19 protein-coding genes are annotated in these 17,724 nt (G+C 42.1%); 10 read left to right on the top strand and 9 right to left on the bottom strand.

Features of this window, described 5'->3' with window-relative positions; genetic code table 11:
- Nucleotides 1-10 precede the first annotated feature (10 nt).
- From J3L18_RS24490 to J3L18_RS24515, 6 genes are all read right to left on the bottom strand, one after another.
- Nucleotides 11-694: a DUF6134 family protein gene (locus J3L18_RS24490; RefSeq protein WP_129569489.1), complete on the bottom strand. Its 684-nt coding sequence runs from the start codon at nucleotides 692-694 to the stop codon at nucleotides 11-13.
- A gap of 565 nt (nucleotides 695-1,259) precedes the next feature.
- Nucleotides 1,260-2,435: a type II restriction endonuclease gene (locus tag J3L18_RS24495; protein ID WP_129569490.1), complete on the bottom strand. Its 1,176-nt coding sequence runs from the start codon at nucleotides 2,433-2,435 to the stop codon at nucleotides 1,260-1,262.
- A complete protein-coding gene (gene dcm / locus J3L18_RS24500; RefSeq protein ID WP_223266169.1) occupies nucleotides 2,428-3,624 on the bottom strand; it encodes a DNA (cytosine-5-)-methyltransferase in 1,197 nt (398 codons plus the stop codon). The genes J3L18_RS24495 and dcm overlap by 8 nt, the downstream gene beginning before the upstream one ends.
- 14 nt (nucleotides 3,625-3,638) lie before the next feature.
- Nucleotides 3,639-3,869 (bottom strand): helix-turn-helix domain-containing protein, encoded by a 231-nt coding sequence (locus tag J3L18_RS24505; protein ID WP_129569492.1) that lies wholly within the window; start codon nucleotides 3,867-3,869, stop codon nucleotides 3,639-3,641.
- Between the two features lie 60 nt (nucleotides 3,870-3,929).
- Complete coding sequence (locus J3L18_RS24510) at nucleotides 3,930-4,349, bottom strand: very short patch repair endonuclease (RefSeq protein ID WP_129569493.1); 420 nt, start codon at nucleotides 4,347-4,349, stop codon at nucleotides 3,930-3,932.
- A gap of 40 nt (nucleotides 4,350-4,389) precedes the next feature.
- Entirely contained in the window at nucleotides 4,390-4,773 is a 384-nt protein-coding gene (locus J3L18_RS24515; protein WP_208102388.1) for a (deoxy)nucleoside triphosphate pyrophosphohydrolase, read from the bottom strand.
- 454 nt (nucleotides 4,774-5,227) lie between these two features.
- On the opposite strand from J3L18_RS24515, the gene J3L18_RS24520 reads away from it, so the two are divergent.
- A complete protein-coding gene (locus J3L18_RS24520) occupies nucleotides 5,228-6,169 on the top strand; it encodes an NADP-dependent oxidoreductase (protein WP_129569494.1) in 942 nt (313 codons plus the stop codon).
- Between the two features lie 792 nt (nucleotides 6,170-6,961).
- On the opposite strand, the gene ypfJ is transcribed toward J3L18_RS24520, so the two are convergent.
- Complete coding sequence (gene ypfJ / locus J3L18_RS24525; RefSeq protein ID WP_129569495.1) at nucleotides 6,962-7,813, bottom strand: KPN_02809 family neutral zinc metallopeptidase; 852 nt, start codon at nucleotides 7,811-7,813, stop codon at nucleotides 6,962-6,964.
- Between the two features lie 118 nt (nucleotides 7,814-7,931).
- The gene (locus tag J3L18_RS24530) at nucleotides 7,932-8,630 is read right to left on the bottom strand and encodes an SIMPL domain-containing protein (RefSeq protein WP_129569496.1); all 699 of its coding nucleotides are present in this window, start codon (nucleotides 8,628-8,630) and stop codon (nucleotides 7,932-7,934) included.
- 421 nt (nucleotides 8,631-9,051) lie between these two features.
- Between J3L18_RS24530 and ku the strand changes: the two genes are divergently transcribed.
- The 3 genes from ku (at nucleotide 9,052) to J3L18_RS24545 (ending at nucleotide 12,239) form a co-directional block, all read left to right on the top strand.
- Nucleotides 9,052-9,822, top strand: coding sequence for a non-homologous end joining protein Ku (ku, locus tag J3L18_RS24535; protein ID WP_091173182.1), 771 nt, complete (start codon nucleotides 9,052-9,054; stop codon nucleotides 9,820-9,822).
- A 243-nt stretch (nucleotides 9,823-10,065) separates the two neighbouring features.
- Nucleotides 10,066-10,611: a YciE/YciF ferroxidase family protein gene (locus J3L18_RS24540; RefSeq protein WP_129569497.1), complete on the top strand. Its 546-nt coding sequence runs from the start codon at nucleotides 10,066-10,068 to the stop codon at nucleotides 10,609-10,611.
- A gap of 233 nt (nucleotides 10,612-10,844) precedes the next feature.
- Nucleotides 10,845-12,239, top strand: coding sequence for a hypothetical protein (locus J3L18_RS24545; protein WP_129569498.1), 1,395 nt, complete (start codon nucleotides 10,845-10,847; stop codon nucleotides 12,237-12,239).
- 6 nt (nucleotides 12,240-12,245) lie between these two features.
- Here J3L18_RS24545 and J3L18_RS24550 read toward each other — a convergent pair whose 3' ends face one another.
- Nucleotides 12,246-13,412, bottom strand: a complete 1,167-nt coding sequence (locus J3L18_RS24550; RefSeq protein ID WP_129569499.1) for a hypothetical protein — start codon at nucleotides 13,410-13,412, stop codon at nucleotides 12,246-12,248.
- A 165-nt stretch (nucleotides 13,413-13,577) separates the two neighbouring features.
- Between J3L18_RS24550 and J3L18_RS24555 the strand changes: the two genes are divergently transcribed.
- From J3L18_RS24555 to J3L18_RS24580, 6 genes are all read left to right on the top strand, one after another.
- The gene (locus tag J3L18_RS24555) at nucleotides 13,578-13,733 is read left to right on the top strand and encodes a lmo0937 family membrane protein (RefSeq protein WP_112656449.1); all 156 of its coding nucleotides are present in this window, start codon (nucleotides 13,578-13,580) and stop codon (nucleotides 13,731-13,733) included.
- A 207-nt stretch (nucleotides 13,734-13,940) separates the two neighbouring features.
- The gene (locus tag J3L18_RS24560; RefSeq protein ID WP_091173169.1) at nucleotides 13,941-14,741 is read left to right on the top strand and encodes an N-acetylmuramoyl-L-alanine amidase; all 801 of its coding nucleotides are present in this window, start codon (nucleotides 13,941-13,943) and stop codon (nucleotides 14,739-14,741) included.
- 69 nt (nucleotides 14,742-14,810) lie between these two features.
- Entirely contained in the window at nucleotides 14,811-15,203 is a 393-nt protein-coding gene (locus tag J3L18_RS24565) for a hypothetical protein (RefSeq protein ID WP_091173167.1), read from the top strand.
- A 16-nt stretch (nucleotides 15,204-15,219) separates the two neighbouring features.
- Entirely contained in the window at nucleotides 15,220-15,693 is a 474-nt protein-coding gene (locus J3L18_RS24570; RefSeq protein WP_091173164.1) for an HAD domain-containing protein, read from the top strand.
- Nucleotides 15,694-15,826: 133 nt separating this feature from the next.
- Complete coding sequence (locus tag J3L18_RS24575; RefSeq protein ID WP_129569500.1) at nucleotides 15,827-16,636, top strand: helix-turn-helix domain-containing protein; 810 nt, start codon at nucleotides 15,827-15,829, stop codon at nucleotides 16,634-16,636.
- Nucleotides 16,637-16,706: 70 nt separating this feature from the next.
- The gene (locus J3L18_RS24580; RefSeq protein ID WP_129569501.1) at nucleotides 16,707-17,648 is read left to right on the top strand and encodes a nitrilase family protein; all 942 of its coding nucleotides are present in this window, start codon (nucleotides 16,707-16,709) and stop codon (nucleotides 17,646-17,648) included.
- The last annotated feature ends 76 nt before the right edge of the window (nucleotides 17,649-17,724 follow it).

Genomic DNA, 17,724 nt, shown 5'->3' on the forward strand with positions numbered 1-17,724 from the left:
AAAAATCAAATCAGGCCAGTTGAATTTGGATAGTATATAACGAATGATGGATATCAACCTTGCTGCACACACCATTGGTATAGCTGTAAAAATTGTAATTGCCATCGGGCAAATCAATGCGGTACACATGAGGGCTCACCTGCTTAACCTGCAGAAACTGCTGAAAGTTATCCGAGTACACCTGCGCCTGGTCTGCAGGCTCGTGGCAGTATAGCAGCATGAGGTTGGCGGCTATTTGCTTTTGATCAACCGTTTTTCCGCATTTGCCTTCGGCGATGGTTTGGTAGCCCGAGGCCACGGCTTTGGTTTGGCGGTTGCATTTTTCTGAACCATTGACATTTCTGCATACCTGCGAACTGATGAGCTTGCCATTGTTAAAAGTGCTCTCCTCCTGAATCTCCACCTTAACACTGAAAATGAAGCGCATTTTTACCTCGGAGATCATTTTGAGGTACAGCTCATCGCCCTGGCGTTTTTGATACAGGTTCATGTGGCCAACCACCTTGCCGCTGTGCAGCACATTGTATTTAACCGTTTGCTCCTGCGCCAGGGCACCAACAGCAAGGCACAGCAAGGCTACCACCATAGCCGCCCATTTTAGCGGACCGAAGATATTGAACGTTGGGAAAGTTTTATTTTGAAGGGCAGGCCGGATATATTTTTTAAATAACCAAATTATTAAAGCGGGTATCATGGGTTGTCATATTAAAGTGATTGAATAAAGCTTTTAACGCGTTTACTTTATTACAACACTCTAAACTTTTACCCCTATGCCTTTGCATTATTTTGTTCGATTAATTAAATTACTACTATGCCTATATGCATTATATAATTTCAAATATAAGTAAAAAAACGGGTGTCCCAATTTTTTGATTCCCCACGAAAAATTGAAAATAGCACACCGCCCGTTTTTTCGAAAATAAGCATGTTCCATTTTTTGAGTGTGAAAACGCGGAACATCTTTTTTATGAAACACACTGATAATCAAATAATTAATATTTCGGCCGAAACGCCGATAAAACATTGACAATCAATTACTAAACCTTTTAAGAGTAAAATATAGCCTTAAATGAGGCAGCGTCGGCAGAGGGATTTTTTTGGTGTTTTTTTAATGTTTTTTAACGAAAATGGCTTTAGGCGATGTGGGTTGGTTGGGATGCTGACAATAAAGCGCCACCATTTGAGCGAGGTTTAAGAGCTATTTTTTTATATAGACGGACTTATCTATGCGCGCATAGATATTAGTTATTTTTAAACTATCAAACTGTTTGTTTTTGTTTTGTAAAAGTGATAAAGTTCTCCAAGCTTAAAATTCTCTGACGATATTCAGTAGGAAATGTTGGTATGTATGTTTTTGGCACAACCAATCTCACACCTTCCTTGTACATTTCATTTAACTGGTTTTTCGATATTCCTTGTTGTAAGGTAAACAAGTGCTTAACTTCTATTCGGTTTGCCTCATTAATAACTTGCCGCCATCTATCTTTACAAGTAGTTTTAGCTGCGAGGAAAACCAGTCTATTTGCATCAAAATCATTATTATGATAGTCTTTAGCTGATGGAAAAATAAAGTCGGGTTTTTTATTATCCTCGGTGATTGCTTGTGGTGCAAAAATCAAATTTGATTTTTCGAACACCTCTCCTAAATGATACTCCAAAGACTTTCCGGCTCTGCTTTTTCGTCTATTAAGAATTGTGTTAGCGATCTCTATTAATGCTTCGACACTTTTAAAGGGTTCCTTTATGGTTTCAGAATACACCTCGAGTTCAATTAGCTTAAATAGCTGATATTCTGCATCCAACCATTCAAGTATGATTTTATCTGGGTGTGCCCTAATAAAATTATCTGTTATATTAAAGGAATTGTTATAGCAGCTTCTTGCTGTTCCCGAAAGGGTGACAGTATTGGGAAAACCTTTATTTAAAAATTTATTAAATGCCAAAAAGCATTTAAGCAAAGTATCTTTTGCATCTATGGTTATTTTTTTTTCTATAAGCTTATTCGTCTCATTTGCTGTAAGGTTAAATTCGGCAAAAAAGGACTCGATGTCTTCATCGGTGTTTAAGACAAATGCTTCATAATATTTAGCTTCTCGTTTTGCAATTATTAACAAATCCCCTACGTTGTCCTCACTTAGGAAAGGGAAACCTTTGCCGAATCTTGTTAGCCTGTACTCATTTCTTGACCCTACTCCATAGTAAATGATCCGACTTGCTGTTACTTGGTAGTTGTACCAATTAATTGTAACATAGTCATCCTTGTTGGTGCCCTTAACTCCTGGTTCAGAAAAGAAAATAGAAATAACGTTTTTCGATATATAAAAGCCGCTTTGATGGGCTCCTGTAGTTCCTGCATCATTGGCTGAAATAAATTTACAAAACGCTGTTTCAGATCTTTGAACAGATTCAATAGCGCTAACTACAATTTCATTCATGCTGAAGTAATGTTATGATTTCTTTTCCTACCGCCTGTATAAGAGGGGTCACAACTGAATTTCCAAACTGCTTATAAGCCTGATTATCTGAAACCGGTATCCTAAAGCTTTTATTGCCTTTGTTTACCGGATATCCCTGTAAAGCGGCACTTTCCATTGGTGTTAGTCTTCTCGGGTTACCTGTTGTCTGAGGTATCAAAATTTCAGATCCATCTTTATAATATCGCGCACTCATTGTTCTGCTAATTCCGTCTAAATTAACAAGTCCGAAACCAAAGCCGTTTCCCTTCAGTTTGTGTTTTTTAGAGTACTCTTGAAGAAAATTCCACAGTTTATCGGATAAGGTATACTTTGGATCGACATTATCCTGGAGAATTGTTCGGATTTGCTTATCGGCTTCTGGTAATTTAACCAGATCAAAATCAAAGCTTATATCATCACCAAAAACATTCTTGTCAAAACCAACCATCAAAGTTCTATCCCGATGTTGTGGTACAAAGTGTTTACCGTTAAGCACTCTATGATCAAATGAATAACCTAAGTCTAAAAGCGTTTGTTTAATTACTTTAAAAGTATTACCCTTATCATGAGATACAAGATTCTTAACATTTTCCAGGAAATATGCTTTTGGGCGATGTTTTTCAATGATTTCCGCTACGTGAAAAAATAAATTGCCTTGCTTTTCATCCTCAAAACCATGCTTTCTACCCAAGCTATTTTTCTTTGATACTCCCGCTATCGAAAATGGTTGGCACGGAAACCCTCCGCATAAAACGTCAAAATTCTGAGGTATAAATGATTTAGTTTCTTCTTTTGTTATATCACCAAAAGGTGTTTCACCAAAGTTTGCAAAATATGTTTTTTGAGCATACTTGTCATATTCCGAACTGTAAACACATAGGCCGCCCAAGTTTTGCAAAGCCAATCTAAAACCTCCTATACCTGCAAACAAATCAATGAATGTAAACTTTTCTGTTCCTTCTTTTGGTCCAGGAAACGGGATATCAGTAGCATCAAAAAGATTCTGTTGTACTGCTGAATATAAAGCTTCAGGTTCTTTAAATTCGTTCGGTGCGTTCTCAACTATCTCGTACGCTTTTTCCTTATATATTGGGTTTTGTGTAACTACATAGTGTGTTAAAACTGCGGAGTCGAGTTGGTCTGGCAATATTGTCGACGTAGCTTTCATGGATTTAACCGCCATTAATTGGTTCCTCCATTGAAAGATTCACTGTTAAAGAAATCTCTAATAGTTACATCAAGTGCACAAATTATTTTTTCAAGGTTGATTACAGAAACATTGCGTTTTCCATTTTCGACTTCGTTAACATAGGTCTTATCTATTTCAGCCTTAAAGGCTAAGGCTTCCTGGGTGAGCTTTAAATTTGTTCGGTATTCCTTTATGCGCAAACCGATTTTCTTCCGAATATCCATAGCTGCAAGCTATTGTCTATTCGACTATAAGTCAATCGGATATAAGTGAACTTTAGAGAATTATTGAGTGTTGAGAATTACAGTTAACGCGTTCAGTGAATTATCCAGAGATGCTTTTTTTAATTCACATTCCCATATTTTAATAATCTTCCAGCCATTAGCAATTAACGCTGTTTCGGCTTTAATATCATTTGATGTATTACCCTTAATCTTATTTAACCACCATTCAGTTCTTGTTTTCGGCACAACAAAATACCGGCATCCTTCATGCCCATGCCAAAAGCATCCATGAATAAAAATCACTGTTTTATACTTTGGTAAAACTATATCAGGCTTACCCGGCATATCTTTTACATGAAGCCGGTAGCGGAAGCCATTTTTATGCAGAAATTTACGCACCAAAAGTTCTGGCTTGGTATCCTTACTCTTAATCCGCGACATGTTGTAACTCCGTGTCTCCTTTGAATGAACGTCTGCCATATTATCTAAACTACAATCCTAACCTGGCAAAGTTTCATTGCTAACTCTTCACATACCACCTAACCACCGCCACATCCGCCTCCGCCCAATCCAAAGCTAATAATTCATCTTTAGGCAGCCACTTAAAATCCCGGTGTTCTTTAAGAATAATCTCACCAAAAGTAATCCTACAAACAAAAGGAATCAACTGTATGGTAACGTTAGGATATTGGTGCGTATTGGCCGGCAAAGAAGAAACAATTTCCACATCCACATGAAGCTCTTCCTTAATCTCGCGGATAAGGCAGGCTTCAGCGGTTTCGCCGGGTTCAATTTTACCGCCGGGGAACTCCCATTTTAAAGGCAGGCTCATGGTGGCGCTTCGCTGAGCGGCAAATACAAGTCCGTCGGCATTAACAATAATAGCGCATGTTACTTTGATCACGTTTCTAAGATAAGAGTTTGGGGAAAGAAACAAGACGACAATGTGAAGAAGCAAGACAGTAGAAGGAAAGAAGCAAGACGGTAAGAGTCAAGAAGTAAGATAAGAACCATGACATATTGTTATCAAGCCCAAAACAAAAGCGCGTTGGGCCGACAAAAAAGCGGGCCTGGGAGTATAGCCTTGTGGGTGGAAGCATTTTTTTGTCTTGATGTTTGGTTACTTTGCATCTAAGGTAAAGTAACTGGCCCCCGCCCGGCCAAGAGGGCGACGATGTTTGTTAGTTACAACAAGGTTTAAACATAATGATGTATACCAATTTACCACGTCCTTTTCCACCCCACAAAACCAGAGCTTAGGGTGTATGCCCCAAAACACTAAATTATATTCCCCGTTTATACCATGTATTTTATTTACCATGGTATAACTTTGGTATATCAAATGAATACATCGAAATATGAAAGCAATAATTTTAAAAGACTTTGGCGGGGTTGAAAACCTGGTGCCTGCCGAAATACCTGTACCAACCATAGCTGCCGATGAAGTGCTGGTAAAACTGAAAGCCATCAGCATAAACCCTGTGGATGTTAAAACCCGCTCAGGAAAAGGTGTTTCCGCGCTTATTAAGAACGAATCGCCGATTATTTTGGGCTGGGACATTTCGGGCGAGATCACCGAAGTGGGCGCGGATGTTACCGGCTTTAAACCCGGCGACGAGGTTTTTGCCATGATAAATTTCCCCAAAACCGGTAAAGCCTATGCCGAATATGTTAAGGCTAAAGCCGATGAACTTGCACTGAAACCTGCCGGCGTCAGTCATGAGGAAGCTGCGGCAGCTACACTTGCCGCGCTTACTGCCTGGCAGGCTTTCCACAGCAACGCACCTGTTAAACCCGGCGACCGGGTACTGATCCACGCCGCATCCGGCGGGGTTGGTCATTATGCTGTGCAGATAGCCAAACATTTAAATGCCTATGTTATTGCTACTTCCTCGGCTGCCAACCGTGATTTTGTGTTGGGCCTGGGTGCCGATGAACATATCGACTATAAAGCGCAGCCCTTTGAAACCGCTACCGGCAATATCGATTTTGTGCTTGACACCATTGGCGGCGAATACATTGACCGCTCGCTGCAGGTGATGAAAAAAGCCGGCACCATTATAAGCATCGTTTCCGGCATGAACGAAACCGTTACCCCCAAAGCCAACGCGCTGGGCATTAATGGCCACAACACCAGGGTAAAACCCAATGCTGAAAATATGGCCACCATTGCCGGTTTGCTGCAAAAAGGGATCATTAAATCGTACATATCCAAAGTGTTTCCGTTTGAGCAAATGGCCGATGCGCATTTGCAGTTAGAAAGCGGGAGGACAGTTGGTAAGGTGGTGCTGGTGTTTTAAATAAAAATATGTCTTGCGGGCGATAGCGTGGCAACCGCTTGCTGTACAGAGCCGGGCGTCAAGTCCGCTATTGCTCTTTTAAAAAACCGTAGTTGTATTTAACTAACATCGGCCCGCTCAATCGCCGCGGGTTGGCTGTTACTTTTGTCTTGACACAAAAGTAACCAAAAAGTCAAGTCGGCAGGAAGGCTTCTTTGCCGCACAGCCTTCGCCCGCTTGGCTTTCCCTGCCTTTACCCTGCAAACCGGGCAGAACCACGGGCTGCAATTATTTTGCCCCGCTTCGCCCGCTCGTTCCCTGGCTTCTGCAAAAACTTGCTATGCCCCTGCAGCCGCACAAGGCCACCATTGTTCTGCCCGCTTTCGCCCGAAGCTTACCTGCCGACGGGAGGGGGAAAAGAAGCAAGACGGTTAGAATCAAGAGACAAGAAATTAGGGACGCCATCATGCACAACATCATGTCATTGCGAGCGATAGCGTGGCAATCGCATGGAAGCATGGCCGCCCTGTATAGCATGCGATTGCCGCGTCGCGCCAACACACTATTCCATTGCTGCTCCTCGCAATGACATGATTTTATTAACCCCAAAATAAAAGTGCGTCGGCCCGACAAAAAAGCGGGCCTGGGAGTATGGCCTGCGGGGAGAAGCATTTTTTTGTCTTGATGTTTGGTTACTTTGCATCTAAGGTAAAGTAACTGGCCTCCGCGGCCAAGAGCGGACGATGTAAGCTATAAAACCACAAAGCTCGTCCCTGCCCCAATGCACATCCCACCAATGAACTATTGAAGCAATCAATCCAGGTCCCCATTTCCAAAAGTATCTCCCTGGTTAATATCACCGGTGTCGAAACCTTTTTTAAACCAGTACATGCGCTGGGCGCTGGTGCCATGGGTAAAACTATCGGGCTCTACATGGCCCTGTGCTTGTTTTTGTAATCGGTCGTCACCTATGGCGTTGGCCGCGTTCAGGGCTTCTTCAATGTCACCTTTATCAAGCACGTTTTTCATGGTTTTTTCGTAATGCGCCCAAACGCCAGCATAAAAGTCGGCCTGCAGCTCCAGCTTTACCGAAAGCTTGTTATATGCGCGTTCGCTCAAACGTGAGCGGGCCGCGTCCATTTTTTGTGAGATCCCCAACAGGTTTTGTACATGATGACCAACCTCATGCGCTATCACATAGGCCTGCGCAAAATCGCCGGCGGCGGCGAAACGGTTCTTCAACTCATCGTAAAAAGAAAGATCGATATATACCCGCGAATCGCCGGGGCAATAAAACGGGCCGCTTGCCGAGCTGGCATTACCGCAAGCCGACTGTACATAATTGCTAAATAGGGTTAAACGCGGCTTTTCATAAGTACGGCCCATGTCGTTAAACAGTTTTGTCCAGATATCTTCGGTATCGGCCAAAACCACGCGCACAAATTTCTTGCCTTCATCTTCGGGGCCGTTATTAACGGTTTGCTCCTGCCGGGCCGGCTGGTTGGTTGCTACCTGGTTAAACAGCGCCGAAGGATCGACCCCTGTAAAAAAATAAATAGCGGCCGCTATAATACCAAGTACGCCACCGCCAATGGCTAACCTGCCGCCGCCACCGCCGCGTTCATCATCTACGTTATCGCTTTCGCGTCTGCCAAACCATTGCATATGTTGCCCCCCAACCCCCTAAAGGGGGAGTTTTTTATACATGATAATAAAAAAAAGCCTCCGTTTGTTTGAACGGAGGCTTCAGATTTTTTCACCCCCCTTTGGGGTTACGAGCCGATTATTTCACAATCTCAAATACGGCCTGGATCTGGAAACTTAGTTTGATGTTTTTGAAACTGATATCCGAATCGCCAACGTTGCTATCTGCCGAAGCTTTGAATGTCATCACATTGGCAGCATACATCCTTGGTTGCGGAAAGCTGCTGTTATCGCTTTCGGTAATATTGATAGCACCACCCAGCTTTTCGCCAAGGGCAGCCAACAGGTAAGTTGCTTTATCGCGTGCAGCCAACAGGGCTTTGATTTTAAGGTCGCGCTTTAAATCGGCCATTTTTGAATAGTCGTAGCTTTCAATATTGGTTGATTGGATACCCTTAGGATCAATTTTCGACATGATCTGGTTAAACTTGTTCAGGTCGCGCACACGCAGGCCGTATTGTTTGCTGGCCAAAAAGTCGGGTGCTTTTTTCTTTTGATAGGTATTGTTCCAGGCTGATACATTGTTCACCGTAAAATCTGACGATGGAATGCCGGCGTCTTTAACGGCTTTTTCCAGTTGATCTTCCAGGTCGTTAATGGCAATGTGCTTTTTGCCGTCCATGTATTCCTGTAATGATATGGTCACGTTTATAATATCAGGAGTAACCTCCTGCTCGGCAATGCCGGTAACTTCAATTTTACGCCTAAGGTCAACGTTTTGGGCAAATGCGCCAATGGTAGTTGCTAATAGTGCGGCAAGGATAAATAGCTTTTTCATGTGTATATTATTTGATGTTATGACTAAGGTAACGTGTATTTAGTTTAATGTGTAACAGTAAGGCTACAATTATTTGCTAAGCCACTGGTATGCTTGTAAATAAACCGGCGGCCTGACGCATAGTTGACTCACCCGGTCTGCGCTACGCTGGACCACCCTCTCTTCGCCTTTGGCGTAAAGAGGGCAAAGAAAAGTCCCCTCTTTACGCTTGCGTAGAGAGGGGTGACAAGCGTAGCGATGTCGGGGTGAGTCGATAGGGTGTTTAATTCCTTACTTATGTCTTTTAATGGGTTATTACTCTCAAGAGGGAGTTCTCACGATGCCATACTTTTACCTTTTAGCACACAACAACTTACTTCCCTTTTCCAAACCCTTTCCATCCTTAATGGTTATATTACAGCACATTTAATAACGTTTAGCTATGAGATCGATATGGAAAGGTTCGATAGGTTTTGGATTGGTGAGCATCCCCGTTAAATTATATTCGGCAGTACAAACCAGTTCGCTTGATTTTGATATGCTGGATAGCCGTGATCATGCACGCATCCGTTTTCAGCGGGTAAACGAAAATACCCACAAGGAAGTCCCCTACGATAAAATTGTAAAAGGCTATAAGCTTGATGAAGATTACGTGATCATGGACGAACAGGACTTTGAGGATGCAGCGCCCGAAAAAAGCAAGGTAATTGAAATTGAAAGCTTTGTAGACATTGCCGATGTAAACCCTATGTTTTACGAAACATCATACTATACCGAGCCCGACACCAAAAACAACAAAGCCTATGCCCTGCTTATCCAGGCACTTACGCAATCAAAAAAAGCAGGGCTGGCCCGTTTTGTACTGCGCAGCACCGAAAGCCTTTGTATCGTTCACCCGCTTAAAAATGTGCTGGTAGTAACCCGCATCCGCTTTGGGCAGGAGATTCGTGATACCGATGATCTTAACCTGCCCGATAAGATTGAGGTAAGTAAAAAGGAACTGGATATGGGCCTCACCCTCATAAATCAATACGCCGAAGATTTTGATGTGTCTAAATTTAAAGACGAGTATAATGATGAGCTGCTCAGGATCATCGAGGCCAAATCAAAAGGTAAACGCGCCAAAGTTAAAAAGCTTAAACCCCGTAAAACAGGTAGTGACGATTTGTACGACCAGCTGATGGCCAGTTTAAAAAGCAAGAAAGGGGCTTAATGAAGCCGGAAGTACGGAGTTGAAAGTTTTAAGTCTGTAATTGAAATATTCCTCAAAAAGAGTCAACATGTGTTGTTTTCAGAACTCATGGTTGGAAATGCTTGGAAAGCTATTTTTTTAAGAAGATAAAATCCTTCAGATATTACGAATAAATTATCCTAATAATTAATTTTATTTTTAAAAGAATAAAATTTGGCTTTGTGTTTGTAGTGTTTATTTCACAAAAACATTAAAACATCTATCATGGCAACTACTAAAGTAAAAACACCCGAACAAACTAATGATGTGCAGGAATCGGCACTGAATGAATTATTTATTGATGAATTAAAAGACATTTACTGGGCCGAAAAACATCTTACAAAAGCACTGCCTAAAATGGCTAAAGCGGCAACATCCGATGAATTACGCTCGGCTATCGAAAGCCACCTGGCCGAAACCGAGCGGCAGGTGATTCGTTTGGAAGATGCATTTGCTTCCATTGGCCAAAAAGCCGTGGCTGTAAAATGTGAGGCGATGGCTGGCCTCATCAAAGAAGGTGAAGAAATTATTGCTGAAACTGAAAAAGGCAGTATTACCCGCGATGCCGGTATTATTTCTGCAGCTCAAAAAATTGAGCATTACGAAATAGCGTCATACGGCACCCTCCGCACGCTGGCCGGTGTGCTGGGCTATGACCATGCGGCCGAACTGCTTGATTCAACCCTGCAGGAAGAAAAAACCTGCGACAGCCTGCTCACACAAATTGCCGAAGCCGGTATCAACCAGGCATCAAAAGCCGAAAAAGCTTAACGTTTATTAGTTTTTTAAGAGCGGTCGTGGGGGAATTATTCCTCGCGGCCGTTTTTCATTTGAGCGTGTTGTTGCTAATCGATGAACTTAGCGCATAAGATTTTTCCTCGTTCATCGTCGAAATGACATGTCACCTTATATTAAGCAACACCAACATTAATTACATATTAATTAAAGCATTTCCACAAACAATAAGCGGCAAACACGGTTTACCAACAAAAAACCGACGCCCTATGAAACAATTCCTCCTGGTACTATTCGCCTTTTTATTTTGCCTTTACGATAATGTTTTTGCCCAGGATAAATTAGATGGCGTTTATGCCGGATGCGAGTTTTCGCCAAGTCCGATATTTGGCGGAGGCATGAACAGAACTGACGTAGCTATATTATTCAGACCTGATGGTACTTTCAATTCTTCGCTTAACAGTGCCGACTGGCAAACCAACGTAAGCGGGCATTACACCATAAGCAAAGGAGAGGTAACACTTAAATATACTAAAAGCTCGTCTGTTTATGGCATAACCAAATATGGAAGCCTTTCCAATTATGCACATGAACTGTTTAAACTTCAGGGAAACATTATACCTCCGGGCTATTACTCGTTCATCAGCGCTATGGGCGGTGGCGGCGCGGCCTATGGTACAACTTATGTAGGCGCTTTAAGCACACAGGGATTAAATTTCGATGGCAAGGGGCATTTTAGCAATTCGCGCTATTCGGGCTCGGTTGTGGCCGGCGAAAATGTTGGCGGTGGCAGCTCAAGCAGCCGGGACGGTAGTGGCACCTATAAAATAAACAAGGGGGTGCTTACACTTACCTATACCGATGGCCATACCGAGCTACACAGCTTTTTTTGTGATATGGGCGGTAAAACCCGCATGGCTGTAGTTGATGGGCGCGTATTTTTTGTAGACAATGATGATAATACCACCGCTAACAATACCAAATCATCAACCGCGGCTAAAAAAACTTCCGAAAACTCCGCCACAAATGCAAGCAATGCCGCCGTGCCAAATGGAAAAACCCTGCTTTTAAAAGCCAATGCCGCACACGGAGGCGATAAACTGAATGCCCTGAAAACCGCCCGGTTAACAGGTTCCGTTTCGGGGTTAAAAGTTGTTGAGCTGATTGATATTCCCAATAACAAGGTGCGCGTTGAAATATGGAAAAACGGCAAACCGGTTTCGGTGCAACAAATCGAAGGCAGTAACGGATGGCAATGGAGCAGCGGCAACAAATCCGATCTTCCGGCCAATAACGTTGCCGAGATAAAAACCGCCTTATACACCGGGGTTATTGGGTTACGTAAGTCATCGCTTGATCAAATGCAGGTCATCAATACTCAAAAAATCCCCGATAATGATATGTATACTGTTCAATGCAGGTTAAATGGCAACGAATACGTGTTTGCTATAAATAATCAAAACCAACTAATGGCTTACGGCTATAAGGTAGGCGACAAAACTCTGTTCGCTATGCTATCAGATCTTCGGCCGGTACAGGGTATTACCGTTCCGTATCGTGAGGCTACAACAGCTGAAAAGCTAAAGCTCAACATTCAATATGATAATATAGAGCTAAACCCAACATTCGATGGACAAAGCTGGGCTGTGCCTGCGGGAAGTTAATCGGTTTCAGGTTGATAGCTTATTTGGCTTCAGGTACAGGTAATCATTCTTAAAATCGATGATCATGTTGAAGCGCTTTAGCAACCCGTTACCTAAATAATTAACTTCAAAACCCATCGGGTTTTTATTGTTCAGCATAATGGCCGGTGCATTACTAACAGGAAAGCTATTGAGTCTGAACAATGGTGTTTCTACAATCTTCATTTCGTATTTTACCCCGCGCGGATCGCTGATGGTGGATGACTTGATGAGTTTAAGATCCCTGGGGAAATTATTTTTAACAGCCCATTCACTATCCAGTATCAATGACTGTTCGGATCCGGTATCCATAGAAAAATTGCCGGTGTATTTTTTGCCGTCTATTTCAAACGTACCGGTAACATATGGGAACGAATGGATAAACCCAATCTTCGAGCGTTCATAACCTTTCAAGTTTTTAGGCATTTTATCGCGGATGATGATACGGTTGTTATCATAATCAACCTCTACCTGTTTACCCTCAAACAGGTTCCAGCCAAAACGGCCGTCCATTCCAGTCGAGGTTATGTTTGTGGGCAACATTTCCAGGTTGTGCCAAACTGATGTGCCGATTTGCAGCTTCAAAGCTTTGCTCATGTCATTAAAATTTGGCTTTGCTTTACCGGCCAAAACATCAGCCTGGTTAGGCAGCAGTTTCGTTTTATTTAATATGGCATCCCTTGTTAAATGAAAGTCAAATGAGCTCAGGTCAAAATGCAGGTTTAACGTGTCGGTATCATTCATCACGGCCTTTACCGCTATGGCGTTGTAAGCTGTAAGTTTAAACGGAATAGTATCGTTTTTGCTGATTCGGGCTTCCTGTTCATCCGCCGGCGGTATAGCGCTTGCAATTTGTGTATAACATGAATCCTTACCGTTAAGCAGGATAACGAAGTTATACCTTGTACCGGGCTTAACCTTTACCCTTATCGAATCGATGTCGGTATAAAAAGTTACCCACTTTGTCGCCCGGGTCCTATCGGCAGTATAAACGTCCGGTCGTGTTTTTGGCGAAAGCGACCATGCATTTTTATCTAAAAATCCACCGTCATTGATGGCTACTTTTTTAGAAGTGGCTTTGATTACCGGCAGTTTCGACTGACCAAACACAAGCCCGGCGGGCAGCAGGCAGATAAGCAGCAGAAAATATTTCATCGTTTTTATAGGTAAGGTGCCTAAAGGTACGCAGGGAATAAATCTTTACAAAACACAACGTTAAATGAGCTGTATCTCCCCTAAAAAAAACAAAATTTAAAACTTTTCAGTCATCATAGTTATTATACTAATATCTATGAAAATCATTAATTAAAACAAATTATTATGAACTCACTCCTGTATATAATTGCAGTCATCCTTATAATAGGATGGGCAATCGGCGTATTTTTCACAACAGTAGGCAGCCTTATCCACATTTTGCTGGTAATAGCTATTATCGCGATTTTGTTAGGTGTAATCAGGCGGTCGACAGCTATATAACGCTGTTGAAAATATAAAACTGACAGGCTATCTCCAACGAGGTAAGCTATCTGAGCCTTGATTTAATTGATTTGTGGACTACCTGATAAAATCAGAAAGTCTTTAAATCAAATGGATCAAGGTTTTTTGTATACTTGTTTAAATCATTAGGGAGGAATCTTTAATCAGGAGAATCAAGGTTTGAAAAATATATGCGTTTTTTTATTTATGGCCGTTGTAGCCACCATCAGCGCGTGCTCGCCTAAAGTACAACCGTTCGCGGCCACTAGTAAAGTATACAACAATCAAACCGATTCATTAGTAGAGGTAATTAGCCGCGAGCAGCCTGCCATGCTGGTTGACAGCGCGGGAGGCGCCATCCCTTCGGAGTGGGTTGGCACCGTGAATTTCAACCTGCGCAAGCCCAACTATGTTATCATTCACTATACAGCTCAGGACTCGGTTAAGCAAACCCTCAATACTTTTACCCTGGTAAAGCCACAGGTAAGCGCGCACTATGTAGTAAGTAAAGACGGCAAGGTTTACCACATGCTTAATGATTACCTGCGGGCCTGGCATGCCGGCATCAGCAAATGGGGCAGTATTACCGATATGAACAGCTGTTCCATCGGCATTGAGATTGACAATAATGGGCACGAGCCTTTTAATGATGTACAGGTAAAAAGCCTGCTTGCTTTATTGGCTCAGCTCAAAAAAGCCTACAACATTCCGCAGGCTAATTTTATAGGGCACCAGGATATAGCGCCATTGCGCAAACCCGATCCGGGGCCATTATTTCCATGGAAACTATTAGCTCAAAAAGGTTTTGGGTTTTGGAGAGAAGAACTGCTTGAACTTCCGCCCGATAATTTTGATTATGCTACAGCACTTAAGCTGATTGGCTATGATATCAGCAATCTCCCGGTAGCCATTGTTGCCTTTAAGCGTCACTTTGTACAAACGGATGAAACACCGGTAATGACCCAGCTAGATTTGAATATTCTTTATAACGTTTACAGGAAATATTGAGATCTCCGGATCCTGAGGAAGTGGGAATTACATTAAGAATAGCCTAAGCCGACATTTAATATCACATAAATGAAGAAAATTACACAACAATTTATTTTGGAATTTATTGCAGCTAATGATATTCCCTTTATTCCGACGCAACCCAGGTTATCTATCCCCATAATTTCAAGAATGTGCAGCAAGATGGAACATCTCGTAAAATTTGACGAAATAAAAATATGCGGTAACTTGATTATAGATGGACATCACAGATATTTAAGTTCTTTGATCATGAATTTCGAGTTGGGACAAGTAGAAACTAACTTAACATCTGCAACCAAAGAAACCCCATGGAGCCAAATTGAATTTGATGAAAATGATTGGGATTCCGCGGCTGGAATTGAACACCTAAACAGATTAGATGCGGAATACAATAAATTAGAATTGGAATTTTTAAGACGAATAACATCTAATGACGAATAAGTAGTAATTTTGTATTATGTGGATTTTATTAGATATTGATGGAGTATTAGTCCCAGCAAACTCGTGGAAGAAACCCGAGTTTATGCCCGATGGCTTTCCCGTATTTAATTCAAGGGCCGTAAAGGCGCTTCAACATATTATAGCGGAAACTAATGCCTCTGTAATATTAACTACCTCACATAAATCGAAGTATAAGGTCGCCGAATGGAAAGATCTGTTAAAGACCAGGGGAATTAGCCCTAAAAAGGTTCATCGATTGACGACAAATAGTTTAAAGAAGACACGTACTGAAGAAATATTGGAATGGTATAAGAAAAAACATCAACCGAGTCAAGAATTTGTGATTATCGACGATGATAAAATGTTAAATGGACTGCCTGAATATATAAAGCATAACCTTGTTTTAACCAGCCCATCGGTAGGACTAACAGAGGATCTTGCAGAAGATGCCATTTCTATTTTAAGGAACAGGAATTTTACTTTTTCTTAAGTAAACAATAACATAAGCCTCGGCGCAATGCACCGGGGCTTTATTATGAACCTTTTTTAACCTATCATGGGTGAAAGCTATCGCCTACGGTTCCACATTTTTATTTATTTTTAGGGTCTGGCTCAACATTACCATGCAAATAGCACCGCATCCATTGCTTTCGGGTATTGTTAAGCACTATTTAATTATAGCGCATGATCAGCGTGTTGCACTGAATTACCGTCTGTTTTCTGACGGTAATCCAGGAATGGTGTTTCATTTAAAAGCTCCGCTACTCCAATACAATCAACAACATACCGTTGCCAGCAAACAACCTGGCAGCTTTGTATACGGGCAAATAACTCATTATAACGATATTGTTTCGGTTGGTGAGCTGGCCATGCTGATTGTGGTTTTGCAGCCTAATACCTTGCTCTCCTTACTTGGTGTGGCGGGCTATGAACTAAATAATAACACCGTGCAATTAAAAGACCTCTTAGGGCAGGATGCCCTTGATTTGGAAGACCGCATTGCAAACACCATTAACCTCCCTGCTGCGGCTGCAATTGCCGAACAATTTTTATTGAACAAAATGGCTTCGAAAAGAAAACATGCAGACATTACAGATCGGGCCATAAACATCATTCATGCAAACAAGGGTATTATTAACGTTAAAAATTTACTTGATATGATGCCCGTAACCGAACGGCAACTTGAGCGCAAATTCAATGAGGAAGTAGGTATTTCCCCTAAAAAGTATATTGACGCCGTTAAGTTTCAAACCTATCTTAAACAACTTCAAAAACTATCTTCAACAAAAGAGCTAGGCTCATTGAGTTATGCCTGCGGATATTATGACCAGGCGCATCTTAATAACTTTTTCCGGAAACATACAGGCCTTACTCCCCTGCAATACAAAGCCAATCATCATCTGTTGGCGATAAACTTTATGCCCCTTATTTAAATTGCTTTTGTCGGTTTTTTACAATGCTTTTCGGTATGGCACTGATAGCTTTGAAAAAGATGATCAGCATATGGAAAACTTAACAATCGCCACTGCTCAATTTGAAAACAGAAGCGGTGATAAAGCCTATAATTTATCAGTTATTGAAAAAATGACAGCGAATGCCGCGGCACAAGGTGCCCAAGCAATAGCTTTTCATGAATGTTCCATAACAGGTTATACGTTTGCCCGGAAACTTGATAAAGCACAAATGCTTGAACTTGCCGAAGAGATCCCCTGCGGACCGAGCATCGCCAAATTAACCGAGTACGCCCGGCGATACGACATTGCCATAATGGCCGGGTTGTTTGAAAAGGACAAAGAGGACAACCTGTTTAAAGCTTATGTATGCGTTGATAAAACCGGACTCATTGCCAAACATCGCAAACTGCATCCTTTTATCAATCCGTATCTTTTACCCGGCACAGCGTATACCGTATTTGATTTGTATGGATGGAAATGCGGCATATTAATTTGTTATGATAATAATATAATTGAAAATGTACGTGCAACTACTCTCCTCGGTGCACAGGTTATTTTTATGCCGCACGTTACCATGTGCACACCATCAACCCGACCGGGCGCCGGTTTTGTTGACCTGGAATTATGGAAAGACAAAGAAGCAAATGCAGTATTACTTCGCCAGGAGTTTGACGGCCTTAAAGGCAGGCAATGGCTAATGAAATGGCTGCCCGCCCGTGCTTATGACAACGCTATTTATGCAGTATTCGCCAACCCGATAGGTATGGACGATGATCAATTGAAAAATGGCTGTTCTATGATCCTCGATCCTTACGGTGATATTATTACCGAATGCCGATCATTAGACAATGAGCTTGTTTTGGCTGAGCTAACCGCCGACAAACTGGAAAAAGCGGGTGGCTATCGTTACATCCAGGCCAGGAAGCCCGAACTATACAGGGATATCATCGGAGCCGAACACGAAAGCTTTCAAAAAGTGGTTTGGCTGTAAACCCATTTTAAAAAAAGCCCCGGCACAACAAATGTACCGGGGCGCTATATTTTTGACCTCCCCCTTTAGGGGGGCA

This window comes from Mucilaginibacter gossypii, from assembly GCF_017569325.2.
In the GTDB taxonomy this organism is placed as follows: domain Bacteria; phylum Bacteroidota; class Bacteroidia; order Sphingobacteriales; family Sphingobacteriaceae; genus Mucilaginibacter; species Mucilaginibacter gossypii.